The organism is Streptomyces sp. HUAS CB01 (assembly GCF_030406905.1).
GTDB lineage: Bacteria > Actinomycetota > Actinomycetes > Streptomycetales > Streptomycetaceae > Streptomyces > Streptomyces chengbuensis.
Window position 1 is genome coordinate 366,852 of the sequence record NZ_CP129137.1, and the last position, 15,065, is coordinate 381,916.

At 72.3% G+C, this 15,065-nt stretch carries 15 protein-coding genes; 6 read left to right on the forward strand and 9 right to left on the reverse strand.

Annotated elements, in window-relative coordinates; translation table 11 throughout:
• The first annotated feature begins 161 nt into the window (after positions 1-161).
• Positions 162-704, forward strand: coding sequence for a tetratricopeptide repeat protein (locus QRN89_RS01775; protein ID WP_290347558.1), 543 nt, complete (start codon positions 162-164; stop codon positions 702-704).
• Positions 705-771: 67 nt separating this feature from the next.
• Here the strand turns inward: QRN89_RS01775 and QRN89_RS01780 are convergent, their stop codons facing one another.
• Entirely contained in the window at positions 772-1,158 is a 387-nt protein-coding gene (locus QRN89_RS01780) for an FAD-dependent oxidoreductase (protein ID WP_290347559.1), read from the reverse strand.
• Between the two features lie 319 nt (positions 1,159-1,477).
• Here QRN89_RS01780 and QRN89_RS01785 point away from each other — a divergent pair, with 319 nt between their 5' ends.
• Entirely contained in the window at positions 1,478-2,323 is an 846-nt protein-coding gene (locus QRN89_RS01785; RefSeq protein WP_290347560.1) for a class I SAM-dependent methyltransferase, read from the forward strand.
• 329 nt (positions 2,324-2,652) lie between these two features.
• Here the strand turns inward: QRN89_RS01785 and QRN89_RS01790 are convergent, their stop codons facing one another.
• The 3 genes from QRN89_RS01790 to QRN89_RS01800 all read right to left on the reverse strand — a co-directional run bounded on the left by QRN89_RS01790 (position 2,653) and on the right by QRN89_RS01800 (position 4,901).
• Positions 2,653-3,213: a nitrobindin family protein gene (locus QRN89_RS01790; RefSeq protein ID WP_290347561.1), complete on the reverse strand. Its 561-nt coding sequence runs from the start codon at positions 3,211-3,213 to the stop codon at positions 2,653-2,655.
• Positions 3,214-3,373: 160 nt separating this feature from the next.
• Positions 3,374-4,087 carry a bleomycin resistance protein gene (locus tag QRN89_RS01795; RefSeq protein ID WP_290347562.1) on the reverse strand — a complete coding sequence of 238 codons (714 nt, stop codon included), beginning with the start codon at positions 4,085-4,087 and terminating at the stop codon, positions 3,374-3,376.
• Between the two features lie 55 nt (positions 4,088-4,142).
• Positions 4,143-4,901 (reverse strand): SDR family NAD(P)-dependent oxidoreductase, encoded by a 759-nt coding sequence (locus QRN89_RS01800; RefSeq protein ID WP_290347563.1) that lies wholly within the window; start codon positions 4,899-4,901, stop codon positions 4,143-4,145.
• Positions 4,902-5,078: 177 nt separating this feature from the next.
• Between QRN89_RS01800 and QRN89_RS01805 the strand changes: the two genes are divergently transcribed.
• A complete protein-coding gene (locus tag QRN89_RS01805; RefSeq protein ID WP_290347564.1) occupies positions 5,079-5,963 on the forward strand; it encodes an AraC family transcriptional regulator in 885 nt (294 codons plus the stop codon).
• A gap of 34 nt (positions 5,964-5,997) precedes the next feature.
• Here QRN89_RS01805 and QRN89_RS01810 read toward each other — a convergent pair whose 3' ends face one another.
• Positions 5,998-6,840 (reverse strand): hypothetical protein, encoded by an 843-nt coding sequence (locus QRN89_RS01810; RefSeq protein WP_290347565.1) that lies wholly within the window; start codon positions 6,838-6,840, stop codon positions 5,998-6,000.
• 460 nt (positions 6,841-7,300) lie between these two features.
• Between QRN89_RS01810 and QRN89_RS01815 the strand changes: the two genes are divergently transcribed.
• The gene (locus QRN89_RS01815) at positions 7,301-7,618 is read left to right on the forward strand and encodes a hypothetical protein (RefSeq protein ID WP_290347566.1); all 318 of its coding nucleotides are present in this window, start codon (positions 7,301-7,303) and stop codon (positions 7,616-7,618) included.
• 77 nt (positions 7,619-7,695) lie between these two features.
• Here QRN89_RS01815 and QRN89_RS01820 read toward each other — a convergent pair whose 3' ends face one another.
• Complete coding sequence (locus QRN89_RS01820; protein WP_290347567.1) at positions 7,696-9,420, reverse strand: MOSC and FAD-binding oxidoreductase domain-containing protein; 1,725 nt, start codon at positions 9,418-9,420, stop codon at positions 7,696-7,698.
• 411 nt (positions 9,421-9,831) lie between these two features.
• Between QRN89_RS01820 and QRN89_RS01825 the strand changes: the two genes are divergently transcribed.
• Positions 9,832-10,701, forward strand: coding sequence for an alpha/beta fold hydrolase (locus tag QRN89_RS01825; RefSeq protein ID WP_290347568.1), 870 nt, complete (start codon positions 9,832-9,834; stop codon positions 10,699-10,701).
• A 229-nt stretch (positions 10,702-10,930) separates the two neighbouring features.
• Positions 10,931-11,209: a type B 50S ribosomal protein L31 gene (locus QRN89_RS01830; protein WP_290347569.1), complete on the forward strand. Its 279-nt coding sequence runs from the start codon at positions 10,931-10,933 to the stop codon at positions 11,207-11,209.
• Positions 11,210-11,282: 73 nt separating this feature from the next.
• Here QRN89_RS01830 and QRN89_RS01835 read toward each other — a convergent pair whose 3' ends face one another.
• The 3 genes from QRN89_RS01835 to QRN89_RS01845 all read right to left on the reverse strand — a co-directional run bounded on the left by QRN89_RS01835 (position 11,283) and on the right by QRN89_RS01845 (position 14,750).
• On the reverse strand, positions 11,283-13,361 hold the full coding sequence (locus QRN89_RS01835; RefSeq protein ID WP_290347570.1) for an ABC transporter permease: 2,079 nt from the start codon (positions 13,359-13,361) through the stop codon (positions 11,283-11,285).
• An 86-nt stretch (positions 13,362-13,447) separates the two neighbouring features.
• The gene (gene modA / locus QRN89_RS01840) at positions 13,448-14,254 is read right to left on the reverse strand and encodes a molybdate ABC transporter substrate-binding protein (protein ID WP_290347571.1); all 807 of its coding nucleotides are present in this window, start codon (positions 14,252-14,254) and stop codon (positions 13,448-13,450) included.
• A gap of 97 nt (positions 14,255-14,351) precedes the next feature.
• A complete protein-coding gene (locus tag QRN89_RS01845) occupies positions 14,352-14,750 on the reverse strand; it encodes a TOBE domain-containing protein (protein ID WP_290347572.1) in 399 nt (132 codons plus the stop codon).
• Positions 14,751-15,065: the final 315 nt, after the last annotated feature.

Here is a 15,065-nt window from a genome sequence, read left to right on the forward strand (position 1 = left end):
TCTCCCGTCGGCGCCGTCCCCCCACCCCTCCTGTGGCCGCCCTGCAGCAGCCGGACGACCACACCCACTCCATGAGATGTGACCAAGTGAAAAGTTGGCGATTGTGGACAGGCCTCGGCGCATCGGTCGCGGTCGCTGCCGGGGCGGTCACCTGGGCGGTCATGTCCCACCCCGCGACCACCCCGGACGGCAAGTCCGAGAAGGCCCCTCTCACCCCGCTCACCGCCCACGCACTCCTGCAAGCCGGCCACGTACAGGCGCAGCACCAGGACTTCGACGGCGCGGAAGCCACCTTCGAGCGGGTCCTGGAGATGGAGCCGGGCAACAAACTGGCCTGGTACAACATCGGCGTCGTCGCCGCGCGGGACGGCAGGCCCGCCGACGCCCGCAAGGCGTACGACAGGGCACTGAAGATCGACCCCTCGTTCACCTCGGCCCTCTTCCACCAGGCCGTGTTGCTCAAGTCGAGTGATCCCGACCGGTCGATCACGCTGCTGAAGCGAGCCATCACCCTCAACCCGCAGGCGTCCACGGCCCATTTCCAGCTCGGCGACACACTGGCGAGAAAGGGCCGGGACAGCCAGGCGCTCGACGCCTACCGCCGCGCCGTCGCGGTCGATCCGTCACTGCACGCCCAGGTGCCGAAGAAGTTCAGGGACTCCACGAGGCCGAGCCCCTCATCCACTCCGAGCGCAGGCGGGTAGCCCCAGATGGCGTCGAAAGCGACACCGAGGTTCTCCGCCTTCACCCCCGGCCACCGGCCGCGCCGGCTCAGGACCCCGACAGCGCAGGGCCACGGCGCCTCAGGACCGTGACCCGCTCAGGACGCGGTCGGACGCGGGTCCCGCGACCGCCTCGGCGAGCAGACGGCGCCCCGCCGGGGTGAGCGGCCGGGCCGAAGCCGCCGAGCCAGCGCCCCTGGGCCCACATCTCCACCCTGTCCACGCGCCGGCCCAGCGGATGCAGCGCTTCGGCCGGCCCGCTCGGGGCGAGGGCCTCCAGCGTCCTCGCGTGCAGGTCCGTCGCGCGGGACTCGGTGACGGGCCCCGGACGGCGTTCCAGCACGACCACGTCCAGCCCCGCCCGGGCGAGCAGCAATGCGGCGGTCAGTCCGACCGGCCCCGCCCCCACCACCACGACATCCCTGTCAACCCCCATGCCCGGCACTCCAGTCGGGCGCGGGACCGGCATCCGGACGAGCCCGAGCAGAACGGACCGGGCCGGCCGGGACCGCGGCAGCCCCGCCGGACGGCAGCGGCGACGACGTGTCCACGAGTCGCCACCGGAGCCACGCCGCGCCACGCGGAGCGGCCCTTCCCGCCGGTGTCCGCAGCCGCCCCACCAAGTGACCCGCGGTGCGCGAGAGCCGGGCAGGCGCGGGAGCGGTCCGCGGCGGATGATGGGAGGGAGGACGACGTGGCCGCGGGGCCGTATCGTGCGCGCTCCGACGGCAGGACGGCGAGGGAGGTGGTCCGTCATGGGCGACGCGACGAGCGACGCCGACCGGGCCGTGAAGGCCAAGCACCGGGCGATGTGGGCGCTGGGCGACTACCCGGCGGTGGCGGACCAGCTGATCCCGGCTCTGGGCCCGACGCTGGTGGAGGCCTGTGGCATCGGCGCCGGTTCGCGGGTGCTGGACGTGGCGGCGGGCACCGGCAACGCCGCGATCCCGGCAGCGCTCGCCGGGGCCGACGTCGTCGCCTCGGATCTGACGCCCGAACTGCTCGACGCGGGTCGGCTGATCGCCGGAAAGCTCGGCGCGGAGCTCGAATGGCGCGAGGCCGACGCGGAGGCGCTGCCTTTCGACGACGGCGCTTTCGACACCGTCATGTCCTGCGTGGGGGTCATGTTCGCGCCGCACCACCAGGCCGCGGCGGACGAGATGCTGCGGGTCTGCCGGCCAGGCGGCACGATCGGGCTGCTCAACTGGACCCCCGAAGGCTTCATCGGGCGCATGTTCGCGACGATGAAGCCCTATGCTCCCCCGCCGCCGCCCGGCGCGCAGCCCCCGCCGCTGTGGGGCGACGAGGATCATGTGCGGGCACTGCTCGGAGAGCGGGTCACCTCGGTGGAGGCGCGCAGGGGCACTGTCCGCGTGGACCGGTTCGCCACCCCCGAGGAACTCCGGGACTACTTCAAGGAGAACTACGGGCCCACGATCGCGGTCTACCGCAACATCGCCGACTCCCCCGAACGCGTCGCGGCGCTGGACCGGGAACTGGCCGCGCTGGCACGCGACCACGCGTCCCCCGCCGGGGACGCCGACGGCGCCGGAACGGCCGTGGACTGGGAGTACCTGCTCGTGACGGCACGCCGTCGCTGAGCGGGAGGCGGCGCCACGACGGGCACGTGCTCGTGGCCCGGGGCGCGAGCTGCGCGGGGCGTCCGCGGCGCACCGACGTCACGTGTGGCCCGGACCGAGGGAACCGGCCGTGCCCCGTTTCGGAGGGGCAGGGCCGCGACCGGGCCCGGGGCGCGTGTCTTCCCTGCTGTCGGCGACCGGCTGCGGCGCGCCTCCGGGAATCCGCGGCCCCTGCCCGCGCCGCCGCCGGACGGCCGACAGGACGGCTCACCGGGGCGTGCTGCACCGGTGGCCACCCGCTCCGTCCTTCGTCCACGGTCAAGGGACGGGCGCCTGCCCGACGTCCGCGGTCAGACGAGCCGGTCGGGGTACGGGCGCCGGAGCCGCGCCGACAGATGGTGCTGGAGCGGCCGGCCGACCGCCGCGAGGTCGTGGACGAAGTCGAGTGTCGCGTCGTCGGTCAGGGTGTACCGGCGGCGGGTGGCGGTGACCTCCTTGGCCGTCGGTGTCAGCCCCACCTGATGGGTGGTGAGATCGACCGTGCCGTGGTCCGCACGGCCGACCATGATCTCCGCGATGCCGGTCGGCTGGGTGATCAGGGCTTCCACGCGTCCCTCGGGCTGCACCCGCCACCACCCGCTCTCCCGGGCCGCCGGCCTCAGCGGGGTGTCGTCCGCGTCGAGCAGCCATGCGCGTGCCTCGTAGCGGAGGAAGGGCCGTCCGTCGTGGCTGAAGGTGACCTCCTGCCCGTACGTGAACTCGTCGGCGAGGGTGGGGTACCCGCCGCTCCCCCGCCCGACCCAGGTACCGAGGAAGCCGACCAGCGGCGCGAGCAGCGGATGCGGCTCGGGGGCTTCGCCGGAGTGGAGGGCATCGGGATACGGGGACTGCGGAACGGGTTCGGGCGGCATGCGTGCTCCTGGGTCGGGCGGGTGCAGGGGCAGCCTAGGGTGTCGTCCCGTGGGGCGGGTGACGACCCGCGTCATCCGGGGAGTTGAGCGAGGGCCGGCCGCGGGGGACGCCGGGGCGGCCGTCCGGCGCACCAGTGGCAGCGGTGCCCGTGGCCGGGGTTCAGGGACGGTTCACCTCCCGCAGGTCCCCCAGCCGCACAAGCGAGTCCCGGGCCGACTCCCGCTCCTCGGTGGTGAGGTGGATCGCCGCGGCTTCGGTCAGTGCGGACGCCGCCGTCCCCTCGTCCCCGAGTCGGCCCGCGACGTCCGCGCGCAGCACGAGGAGCCGGAGGAGTTGCACGGGTGTCGGCCGCTCGTCGTCCAGGCGCAGCGCGCGATCGATGACCTTCGCCGCGGCGGCCGGGTCGTCCTTCGAGTCCGCGAGGAGGGACGCGTGGTGCAGGGCCCTGGCGAACGTCTCCTCGGGGGCGGGCCGGTGGCTCTGGTCGCTGCTCGTCCGCCGGCCGATCCGGATGCAGTTGCCTCCCGGGTCGCTCATGAGGAACTGCCGTACGCCGTACGACATGTCCTTGAGCGGTCCGATGCGCGGCAGCCCACGGGTCGGCACCCTTCCGTACGCCGTCTTGAGCCCGGCCCGGAAGGAGTCGTACATGCTGTCGACGTCCTCGGTCAGGACGTAGCACGTACTGATGGACTCGCTCGGCTCGTGGTTCTTCAGCCCGAAGAACTGGAGCTCGATACCGCCGTACTCGACGACCGCGTACGGATTGGGGCTCCGCTGCTGGAAGGTCACCTCGAACCCGAGAGCGGTGTAGAAGTCGAGAACGGGCTGGATGGTCCGGCAGGGCAGGATCGGAATGGTCCTCGCGTTCATGACCCCACCCTAGTCAAAGTTGACTAGAAAGGGGACCCCGGACCCCGATCCTCGGTCAGAGACCGTAGCCGCCGGCCACCTCGATGTTCTGTGCGGTGATCCAGCGGCCTTCCTCGGAGAGCAGTGCGGCGATCACCATGCCGATGTCGTCGGGTTCGCCGACGCGGCCGAGCGCCGTCTTCGCCGCGATGGCCGGGATCACCTCGGGGAACCGCTCGAAGGCGTTGTCGGCGAGCCGGGTACGCGTGGCGCCCGGCGCGATGGCGTTGACACGGATGCCGCGCCTGCTGAACTCCTTGGCCATGCAGCGGGTCAGCACCATCAGGCCGCCCTTCATCGTGGCATAGGCCGAGTAGCCCTCCTCCAGGCCGGACTCCATCGCGGAGTTGCTCGTCGTGTTGACGATGACTCCGCCGTCCTCCATGAGCGGAAGCAACTGCTGCGTGAGGAAGTACGGCCCCTTGAGCAGGACCCGGAAAAGCCGGTCGAAGAGTTCCTCGGTGGTGTCCTCGAACATCGCCATCTGCGCGAAGCCGGCGTTGTTGACCAGGTGGTCGAACGTCTCGCGCTGCCAGGTGTCGCGGAGCGCGGCGACGACGGAATCCCGGAAGGCCGGGAAGTCACCGCTCCGACCGAGGTCCAGTGGCAGCGCGACGGCCGTGCCCCCCACCGCCTCGATCGCCTCGACCGTGTCCAGGGCGCCCTGCCGGTTGGCGCCGTAGGTCAGGATCACTCCCGCGCCGCGCTTCGCGATGTGTACCGCGGCGCTCTGTCCGATGCCCGAGCTGGCGCCCGTGACGATGGCGACCTTCATGAGGTGCCTCCTGTGCATTCGTGGAGCCTCATGGCTCCGTCTGGTGATGCGACTCCTTCATGGAAGCACTCTGACCTGCACTGACAGAAGAATGATCCTCTCGCTTCCTTGCACAATCCTGCTCGCTTCGGCAGTCAGCGCTGTGCCGTCGCGTGCGCCGGGTGCTTCACTGAAGCCATGCTTCTGGACGAGTTCCGTACCTTGCTGGACCGGCATGCGCGGCCGGACTGGACCACCGGTGTCGACGGCGTGCTCATCTCGAGGGTCGAGCGCTCCGACCCGCCGACGCCGTCGATGTCAGGGACGGTGCTCGCGGTCATCGCCCAGGGGGCGAAGCGCCTCGCGCTCGGCGACCGGGTGTACGAGTACCGTGCCGGCCAGTACCTGGTCGCCTCGGTCGACCTGCCGGTCACCGGCAACTTCGTCGACGCCACCCCGAATCGTCCGGCGTTGGGCTTCGGTCTCACCCTGGAACCGTCGGCCATCGCCGACCTGCTCCTGCGGACGTCTCCCGGAGCTGTGCCGCGGAGCACCAGGGCATCCGCCGGCCTCGCCGTGAGTGACGCCTCCCCCGAACTTCTCGACGCCGTCGTCAGGCTGCTGCGCCTGCTGGACCATCCACGCGACGTCGATGTGCTCGCACCGCTCTACAAGAGGGAGATCCTCTGGCGGCTGATCACCGGCCCCGACGGTGCGACGATCCGTCAGATCGGCCTCGCGGACAGCAACCTCACCCATATCGCCCGGGCTGTGCGGTGGATCCGCGAGCACTATGCGACGTCCTTCAGGGTGGAGGACGTGGCGCGGTTCACCGGGATGAGCCCGTCCGCCTTCCACCGCAACTTCCAGGCCGTCACGGCCATGAGCCCGATCCAGTTCCAGAAGCAGATCCGGCTCCAGGAGGCCCGGCTGATGCTGGCCGCGCACCCCGAGGACGTCGCGAGCGTGGGTCACAGCGTGGGTTACGACAGCCCATCGCAGTTCAGTCGCGAGTACCGTCGCCTCTTCGGGGCGGCGCCCAGCCAGGACGCCACGCTGCTGCACGGCGCGGGCACGCCGTAGGGGCTGTCGTGGAGCGCCGTGGACGCGGCCGGGGTCAGCGTGTGCGTACCGCCGTCACCGTGAACCGTTCGACCGCGGCGACGTGTCCGCCGGTGGAGGCCACCACGGTGAGCACGGGGTCACGGGCCCCGGAGAAGGCGACCGTCACCTTCCAGGGCTGGTTCTCGCCCCCTGCGGGTGTGCAGCACGGGGAGGTGCCCAGCGGCGCGTCGGACGACGGCTGACGCACCTGGACATGGATGCTCTCGTCGACCCCGGTGATCCGGCCTCCGGTCACCAGCGGGGAGCGTACGAGCGCCCCGTACGCGGGTGCGGTGAGGGAGAACGTCGTGTCGTCGGTGCCGACGACCTCCCACGGTGCGTCCGGGCCCGTGCCGAACCGCACGAGGTGGATCACCGCGGCGGTGCTGGTCTCGGGCCCCGTCGGCGCCACTCCGACGCGGGCGTGCCGGCCGCTGACCTTGCTCGAGGTGACCCTGTCGATGTCCTTGAAGTTCAGATGGTCACGGGTGAACGAGAGTGCGGTCTGATCCGCGTCGAGGTGCCACGGCTGGTGGCCACCGGAGCGGTAGGAACGCTCCCATGCCTCGGCTTCGGCGAGTGTGGTGAAGGGCCAGATCGGCTGGAGGCTCCAGGAGCCGAGTGGCGGCGTGCCGCTGGCGGTCGGCGTGGGCGCGGTCGAGCCGGGCGAGGGCGTGGGGGAATCCGCCGGTGAGGGCGGGGCGGCGGACGTCGTACCCGACGGTGCGGGCGTCCCCGGTGCGGCGGTCGTCGATCCCGACGCGCTCGGGGACCCGCCGGAGCCGCTGCACGCGGTGAGGGCCAGCACGGCCGCGGTCGCCGCGGCGAAGTGCCGTAACGGGAGCCAGGTGTTCATACGTGCGCCCCTGGGGAGATGGAGCCGGTCGGGGACCGGTCGGTACCGCCATGGTGCCACCAGTTCCGTCCCCGTCACAGGAGCTCTGCCCGCGAAGACCCCTCAAGGGTTACCCCCCGGATCTCGTCCTTCCGGTGGCCGGACGGCCACCGGAGGCGACGTGCACCTTCCTGGTCGGCGTGTTCTGCTGGAGTCAGGCGCGGCCCGGATGTTCGCGGCCGCAGGGAGGTGCGCCATGGGGAAGGACCGCGACGCCGACCCCCGGGGCGGCTCCGACAAGACCGGCGTGAGGCCCCGGAACTGCCCTGGCCATCGCCCGAGGAGGCACCGGCTACCGGGGAGACCGGGTCGGAGGACGAGGGGTGATCTCCGCGCCGGGTCCACAACCGCGCACCGACACGCCGACCGCACTGGCGGACACGGTGGCGTGCGCCCGGGCACGACCGGGAAGGCCCTCTTCATGACTGTCTACGTCGTCACCATTCCCGGCACGTTCCTCAAGGAGCTCTCGGCATCGGCCCGCACGGAGCTCGTACGGGCACTCAGGCCCGCCGATCCGCGTACCACCGACTTCGGCGCCGCCGAGGATCTCGACATCCTCACCTTCTATCCCGACTCCCCCGCGTTCAGCCTCCGTCTGGAGGTCGAGGCCCATGACAACGCCTCCGCGGAGGCCAAGGCGCGTGAGCTCGCCACGGACGCTCTCAGGTCGGTGGGGTTCCCCGAGGAGGAAGTGCCCCTCGGCCAGCCGGTGATCACCGGTATCGACGCGGAGTAGGCGTCCGGCGGCGCGGGCCCCGGCTCCGGCGCCCGCCCTCGGCCGGAAGCGCACCTCGCATCGTTCGTCACCGGGTCTCAGAGGTCGAGGACGACCTCCCCGGCCGGCCTGCTGCAGCAGGTCAGCACGGAACCGGCGTCGGGCGCTTCGAGCGGTGCCGGGGCGTAGGCGACGTCGCCCGCCAGGAGCAGGGTGACGCAGGTGTGGCAGACGCCCGTGCGGCAGGACCAACGCGTGGGAACGTCGCAGGCTTCGGCGAGTTCGAGGAGCGAGGCCCGCGCGGGCGACCAGCGGGTGGTGATGCCGCTCCGGGCGAAGGTGACGGGAGGGCCGCTGCCCGGAGAGCCTGCCGGCTGGTGGGGACGTACGGCGGCGGTGGGTGTGACGCCGGGGTTGAGGGCGGAGAGAGCGCCGAACGCCTCGGTGTGAATGCGCTCGGCGGCGAGCCCGTACCCTCGCAGGTCGGCGTCGAGTGCGTCCATGAAGGCGGCCGGACCGCAGAGGTACGCGTCGGCGTCGCGGGGAATGCCCATCTCGGCCGGTGAGTCGGCGGTCAGGCGGCCGTACCGGATGCGGGGTCCGCCGGGCCGGGGGTCCTGGGCGGCGCCTACCGCCGTGTAGTGGATCCGCTCGTGCCCGTGCGGGAGTTGGGCGACGAGGGCGTGGGCCTCGTCCGCGAAGACGTGCCGTGCCCGGTCGCGGGCCGTGTGGATCCACCACACCTGGCGCGTGTCGCGTGCGGCGGCGAGCTCGTGGAGCATGGCCAGCACGGGTGTGGCCCCGATCCCCGCGGAGACGAGGAGGACGGGACGGGTTCCCGCTTCGAGGACGAACGTCCCCCGGGGGCTTGCGATGTCGACGAGATCCCCCGGGCGGAGACCGGTGTGGAGATAGCCGCTGACCTGCCCGTGGGCCTCACGTTTCACGCTGATGCGGTAGGTCCCGGCCCCGGGCGCCGACGACAGTGAGTAGCTCCGCACGGTGGGGGCTGTGCCGTCCGTGGCGAGCCGGAGGGAGAGGTACTGGCCGGGCCGGGCCCGCGGGAGGGGCGTACCGTCGGTGCTGTCCAGGTAGATCGACGAGACGTCGGGGGTCTCGGGCAGGATACGGGCGACGCGCACGGGTCGGAAGCCCTGCCAGGCCGGTTCCTCCTCCTGCTCCCGGGCGGCGGCGAGTTCACGGAAGGACGTCTGCCAACCGGGGCTGAGCGCGGGGATGTTGAGCGCTCTGCGCAGCCGGGCCGGGTCGCGGCCGGGGAGGTAGAGCAGTGCGTCGATGTCGGCGACGCTGAGCTCTTCCGGGCCCCGGCGGACGAGGGTGATCTCGTCACCGGCCTCGACGCGCCCTTCGGTGAGCACGCGCAGGTAGAAGCCGGGGCGGCGGTGGGCGACCAGGAGCGACGCCATGGCGGGTTCGCCCAGGCGCATGCCGACCCGGTAGCAGGTGACGCGGGGTTGGGTGACTTCGAACTCGGCCTCGCCGATGCGGAAGCGGTCGCCGATGCAGACGTCGTCGTCCGCCAGGCCGTCGACGGTGAAGTTCTCGCCGAACATCCCGAACGTCAGGTCGTCGCGGCCGAGTTGCTCCCTCCAGTACCGGTACGACTGCAGTTGGTAGACGAGGACGGCGCGCATCTCGCCTCCGTGCCCCGCGAGGTCGCCCTGGCCGTCGCCGTCGACGTTGAGCCGCCGCACCGTCCTGGCTCCCCGCACCGGAGACTTCCAGGCGCCGGTGCGGACGGTCCTTCCCTGCCAGGAAACGTCCTCGGGCGTGCCTACGTTGACGGACAGCAGCGTTGCCATCACGGTTCTCCTGCGTGAGGACTCGCCGGTCGGCGGTTGTCACGTTGTCGGCAGTGCGCTGCGGCCGATCCTAGTTGTCGGGGATGTCCGTCGCCATTTCCGGCCGGCGCCGGTGGGCGGCTGGGCGCCGGTGCGGTCACCGGAGGGCGCGGGACGACAGGCGGCAGCAGCCGGCTGTCACGGGGCACCGCGGCGCGGCCGCACTCGCCGGCGGCCGCTGCCGGGCGGATGGTTGAACCGGTGCGCTCGTCCGGTCCCGGATCGCCCCGCAGGTCGGCGTGGTGGGCGTCCCGCCGCCCGGCCCGCCCCGACCCCCCGTAGCAATCTAACCGCTCACATCATATTGACAGGTTAGACCATGGCGTGCTCGACTTACCTTGTAACCGCTCATATCAAATAAAGGGGTTAGGCATGATCCCCTCGGTCCACCACCGCACCGCCACCGTCGACGGGCTCGACGTCTTCTACCGGGAGGCCGGCGACCCCCAGGCGCCCACCGTGGTGCTGCTCCACGGCTTCCCCACCAGCTCGCACATGTTCCGCCACCTGATCCCCGCGCTCGCCGACCGCTACCACGTCGTCGCGCCCGACCACATCGGGTTCGGACAGTCCGCGATGCCGTCCCTCGATGACTTCCCGTACACCTTCGACGCGCTCACCGGGATCACCGCCGGGCTGCTCCGGCAGCTGGGGATCGACCGCTTCGCGATGTACGTGCAGGACTACGGCGCGCCCATCGGCTGGCGTCTCGCACTCCGGTCCCCCGACAGCGTCACGGCGATCGTCAGCCAGAACGGCAACGCGTACGAGGAGGGCTTCGTCAAGCCCTTCTGGGATGCCGCGCTCGCCTACGCGCAGAGGCCCGGGCCGGACACCGAGGGCCCCATGCGCGGCGCCCTGACCCCGGAGATCACCCGCTGGCAGTACGTGAACGGCGTCCCCGACCCCAGCCTGGTCAGTCCGGACACCTGGGTTCACGACCAGGCGCTGCTCGACCGTCCCGGCAACGACGAGATCCAGCTGAAGCTCTTCCGCGACTACCCCACCAACGTGGACCTCTATCCGCAGGTCCACCGGTACTTCCGCGAATCCCGGGTGCCGCTGCTCGCGGTCTGGGGGGCCAACGACGAGATCTTCGGCCCCGCGGGCGCGGAGGCGTTCGGACGGGACCTCCCCCACGCCGAGATCCATCTGCTGGACTCGGGCCACTTCGCCCTCGAGAGCCACCTCCCGGCCATCGCGGAGCTGATGCGCGACTTCCTCGGCCGCGCCCTCGGGTAGGACGCACGTCCCCGACCGGGCGCCGGCGGTGCTCCGGTGGCGCTGTTGCGAGCCCCTGGTGAGGGGTGGAAGGTGAAGTGCAGGTGCCTCGGAGCGCAGTCCGCGGACCGGTCCGCGCGCCGTTCGTACGGTCACTGCGGGCCTGCCGGACGGCTTCGCGCGCCATGCCGACGGCTTCCGCGGGCCCTGCGGACGGCTCTCCCTCCGCCCCGCCCCTGAAGGAGCGCACATGCAGCAGGACAAGCATCCGGACTACCGGCCCGTGGTGTTCCGCGACCGCGCGGCGGGCTACGCCTTCCTCACCCGCTCCACCGCGACGAGCAAACAGACCATCGAGTGGGACGACGGCCAGACCTATCCGGTCGTGGACGTGGAGATCTCCTCGGAGAGCCATCCCTTCTACACGGGCAAGGCCCGGACGGTGGACTCCGAGGGCCGCATCGCCCAGTTCGAACGCCGCTACGGCGCCGCGGGCGGTGACACGCCCGGCGCGGGGAACGCGGGCTGACCTGCGCGTCGGTCGTCGTTCCCGGCACCGCCGCTGAACCGTTCGGCGCCCGTGCCGCCGGCGGCACTGGGGTTCAGCGGGGCACCAGGGTCGTCTCGGTGGCCTTGACGCTGGTCCACACCGCCGTGCCGTCGGCAAGGCCGAGTTCGGCGGCGGCCTGGGGGGTGATCTCGGCCACCAGGTCGGGGGCGGAGGGCGAGGTGATGAGCACCCGGAGCCTGCTGCCGCTGGCGGTGATCTCGCGGACGGTACCGGGCCACACGTTGCGAGGGCTGCCGGACGGGCGCTCCGGATGTACGGAGACGGCTTCGGGGGCGATGATCGCGAGGGCGTCCGTGCCGGGCGGCAGGGGGTCGGAGACGACGAGCGTGCCGCCGTCGGCGAGCCGGAGCCCGTGAGCCGTGGTGGTGCCCGGCCAGGCGTTGCGGCCGAGCATGCGGGCGACCCACGGGGAACGGGGATGGCGGGTGACCTCCTCCGGTGGCGCGTCCTGCAGAGCGCGGCCGTCGTCCAGGACGAGGACGCGGTCGGCGAGGGCGACCGCCTCGACCGGATCGTGGGTCACGATGAGGCAGACGCCTCCGAAGCCGTCGAGGTGGTGCCGGAGGGTGTGCCGGACGCGGGCGCGGGTGGTCTGGTCGAGCGCGGCGAGGGGTTCGTCGAGCAGCAGGGCGCGGGGGCGTGCGGCGAGGGCGCGGGCGAGGGCGACGCGCTGGGCCTGGCCGCCCGAGAGCTGGCCGGGTCTGCGGTGGGCGAGGTGCCCCACGCCGAGCCGGTCCAGCCACTCCTGGGCCTCGTGGCGTGCCTCGCCCCGGGGGATGCCGTGGGCACGCAGCCCGTAGGCGGTGTTGGCGAGGGCGGTGAGGTGCGGGAACAGGGCTCCGTCCTGGGGGACCCAGGCAACTCCCCTGCGGTGCGGCGGTAGTTCCGTGACGTCCGTGCCGCCCAGCGTCAGTCGGGCGTGCGCGCGGGTCGTGAGGCCGAGCAGCGCCCGGAGGAGGGTCGTCTTGCCTGCGCCGTTGGGGCCGACGACGGCGATGGTGGTGCCGGGTTCGGCGTCGAGCGTCAGCTGGTTGAAGCCGGTGACGTGGGCGTGCAGGGGCCAGAGCTCACGGGTGCCCGCCGGGGACGGGGCGGTGGCCTCGGGGACTGCGGCGGTCTCGGGCCCGGCGGTGGAACGGTGATTCCGGGTCGGGTCCGGAAGACCGGTGGTGTGCGGAAGGCCGCTGGTGTCCGGAAGACGGGCCGCGTCCTGAAGACCGGCAGGGTCCCGCAGGGCGACGGTGTCGGCACCGATGGGGTCGGGGCCGGCCGCATCGGCCACGGCCTTGGCCATGTGGTCGGCGGGCGTACCCGTCCAGCGGCCCCTGAGCGCGATGAGCACCAGCATGGCGATGGCGAGCAGGAGCAGGGAGACGGAGGTGGCCGCCTCGGGCGCTTCCTGCAGAAGCAGGTACACCTGGAGCGGAAGCGTCTGCGTGGTGCCGGGGAGATTGCCCGCGAAGGTGATGGTGGCACCGAACTCACCGAGGGCCCGGGCCCAGGTCAGGGCGGCTCCGGCGATGAGTCCCGGCGCGACCATGGGCATGGTCACGGTGAGGAAGACCCGCACGGGTGAGGCACCGAGGGAGGCCGCCGTCTCCTCGTAGCGGGGCCGCAGACCGCCCAGTGCCCCCTCGAGGCTGATCACCAGGAACGGCATCGCGACGAAGGTGGCCGCGAGGACCGCGCCCGAGGTGTGGAAGGGCAGTGTGATGCCGAACCAGTCCTCCAGGTACGGCCCCAGGAGGCCCCGCCGGCCGAAGGCGAGCAGCAGCGCGACGCCGCCGACGGTCGGCGGCAGCACCATGGGCAGCAGCACCAGCGAGCGCACGAACGCCTTGCCGCGGAACGGGACCCGGGCCAGGAGCCACGCGAGCGGCACGCCCAGGACGAGGGACAGCCCCAGCGCCCAGAACGAGACGAGGAGGGACAGCCGAAGGGCCTCGACGGTTCCCGGGGTGGTCAGATGACCCACGAGGTCGTGCCACGGGGTGCGGGCGAGGATGCCGATGAGGGGCAGCAGCAGGAACGCGACGGCGAGCAGCGCCGGGACCGTCAGGGTGAGCGGTGCGCGGGAGCGGTGGTCTGTGCGGCGGCGGAGCTGTTGCATCTGCGTGTTCCTGGGGCGAGGAGTGGGGGCGAGGCGGTGGGCTGCCCGAGGGTGTGGCCGGGCGGCCCCCGCGACGGCTGTCGGGATCAGGGCTGCTGGAAGCCCGCGTCCCGCAGGATCTTCTGCGCCTCGGGCGAGGAGAGCCATGCGACGAACGCTGCCGCGGCCTCGGCGTTCCTGGAGGTCTTCAGGGTGGCGGCGGGGTACTCGGCGATGGCGTTCTGCGCGTCGGGGATCTCGACGGCGTCGACCTTGTCCGGTGCGGTGGCCGCGTCGGTCCTGTAGACGAGGCCGGCGTCGGCCTCGCCCAGCTCGACCTTGCTCAGCACGGCGCGCACGTTGGGCTCCTGGGAGACCGGCTTCACGGAGATCTTCTGGGCGTCCAGGATCTTCTTGCTGTAGCGCCCGACGGGGACCTCGGGGGCGGCGAGCACGACCTTCAGCTCGGGATCGGCCAGGTCCTTCAGGTCGTCGACCTTGTCCGGGTTGCCCTCGGCCGTGGCGATCACGAGCCGGTTCCTCGCGATGATCTCCGGGGTGCCGGTGTCGGCCCTGAGGCCGTCCATGGTCTTGGTGTCGGCCGTGACCAGTGCATCGGCGGGCGCGCCCTGCTTCACCTGCGCGGCGAGTTCCTGTGATCCGGCGAAGGAGAAGGTGATCTTCGTACCGGGGTGGGACTCCTCGTAGGCGGCGCCGGCGGCCTTGAACACGTCGGTGAGGGAGGCGGCGGCCAGCACCGTGAGGTCGGCCGCGGGTGCGCCGGGGGCGGACGGTGTCGCCTCGGCACCGCTGCCGGATTCGGCGTCGCCGCTGCCGCACGCGGTGAGCGGCACGAGGAGGGCCGCGGCGAGGGCCGCGACGGCAGCGCGACGGCGGGCGGGGGTGAGCGACATGAGGCTGGGCTCCTGGAGGACGAGATCGGCGCGTCGGCCGTCTGTACGGGTCGTGACGAGCCGCGCCGGGACGGCGACGCCGCTGGGTGCTCAAGGGTCAGGTGCGGTCGATGTGCACGCTGGTCGCCTTCACACGGGCGGTGGCCCGCATGCCGACCTCGAGGGCCAGTTCCTCGACGGCCTCCCTGGTGAGCAGGGACACCAGCCGGTGGGGCCCGGCCTGGATCTCCACCTGTGCCGCGACGTCGCCGAGTTTCACGGCGGTGACGATGCCGGGGAACGCGTTGCGGGCGGAGGTGCAGGAGACGTCCTCCTCTCCGCCCGGAGCGGACTGTGCGAGTTCGACGGAGAAGGCGGCCAGGTCCCGGCCGTCGACGAGGCGCCGCCCGCCGTCGTCGCGATGGGTCGCGATCCGGCCGGCGTCCGCCCAGCGGCGTGCGGTGTCGGGGCTGACCCCGAGCAGTCGCGCCGCCTGTCCGATGGTGTAGGACTGCATACGCGCCACCGTAGGGCCCTTCTCCTCTTATCTGCAAACCATTCGTGGATTCCTCACGGCAGATGCGGGATCCCTCGGAGGAACGGACGACGTCGACGCTCCGGATCCCGCCCGGTGAGGGGTACCGGCCGGACCGCGGCACGGACGCGCGCGGATGTGGTCGGTGCACGCAACCGGCCGCCTCCGAGAGGCCCGTTCGGGGCGGGCGCACGTCACCGGCCGCACCGAGAGTTCCGTTCGAGGGCGGGCGCACGAAGACGTCCGCACGGAGAGATCCGTACGGAGACGTCATCGTCACCGGCAGAGCGCCGAGGC

Bases quoted from the DNA above. Each gene is read 5' to 3' on its own strand.
- QRN89_RS01775 (WP_290347558.1), top strand. From the start codon at position 162: ATGTCCCACCCCGCGACCACCCCGGACGGCAAGTCCGAGAAGGCCCCT.
- QRN89_RS01780 (WP_290347559.1), bottom strand. From the start codon at position 1,158: ATGGGGGTTGACAGGGATGTCGTGGTGGTGGGGGCGGGGCCGGTCGGA.
- QRN89_RS01785 (WP_290347560.1), top strand. From the start codon at position 1,478: ATGGGCGACGCGACGAGCGACGCCGACCGGGCCGTGAAGGCCAAGCAC.
- QRN89_RS01790 (WP_290347561.1), bottom strand. From the start codon at position 3,213: ATGCCGCCCGAACCCGTTCCGCAGTCCCCGTATCCCGATGCCCTCCAC.
- QRN89_RS01795 (WP_290347562.1), bottom strand. From the start codon at position 4,087: ATGAACGCGAGGACCATTCCGATCCTGCCCTGCCGGACCATCCAGCCC.
- QRN89_RS01800 (WP_290347563.1), bottom strand. From the start codon at position 4,901: ATGAAGGTCGCCATCGTCACGGGCGCCAGCTCGGGCATCGGACAGAGC.
- QRN89_RS01805 (WP_290347564.1), top strand. From the start codon at position 5,079: ATGCTTCTGGACGAGTTCCGTACCTTGCTGGACCGGCATGCGCGGCCG.
- QRN89_RS01810 (WP_290347565.1), bottom strand. From the start codon at position 6,840: ATGAACACCTGGCTCCCGTTACGGCACTTCGCCGCGGCGACCGCGGCC.
- QRN89_RS01815 (WP_290347566.1), top strand. From the start codon at position 7,301: ATGACTGTCTACGTCGTCACCATTCCCGGCACGTTCCTCAAGGAGCTC.
- QRN89_RS01820 (WP_290347567.1), bottom strand. From the start codon at position 9,420: ATGGCAACGCTGCTGTCCGTCAACGTAGGCACGCCCGAGGACGTTTCC.
- QRN89_RS01825 (WP_290347568.1), top strand. From the start codon at position 9,832: ATGATCCCCTCGGTCCACCACCGCACCGCCACCGTCGACGGGCTCGAC.
- QRN89_RS01830 (WP_290347569.1), top strand. From the start codon at position 10,931: ATGCAGCAGGACAAGCATCCGGACTACCGGCCCGTGGTGTTCCGCGAC.
- QRN89_RS01835 (WP_290347570.1), bottom strand. From the start codon at position 13,361: ATGCAACAGCTCCGCCGCCGCACAGACCACCGCTCCCGCGCACCGCTC.
- modA (WP_290347571.1), bottom strand. From the start codon at position 14,254: ATGTCGCTCACCCCCGCCCGCCGTCGCGCTGCCGTCGCGGCCCTCGCC.
- QRN89_RS01845 (WP_290347572.1), bottom strand. From the start codon at position 14,750: ATGCAGTCCTACACCATCGGACAGGCGGCGCGACTGCTCGGGGTCAGC.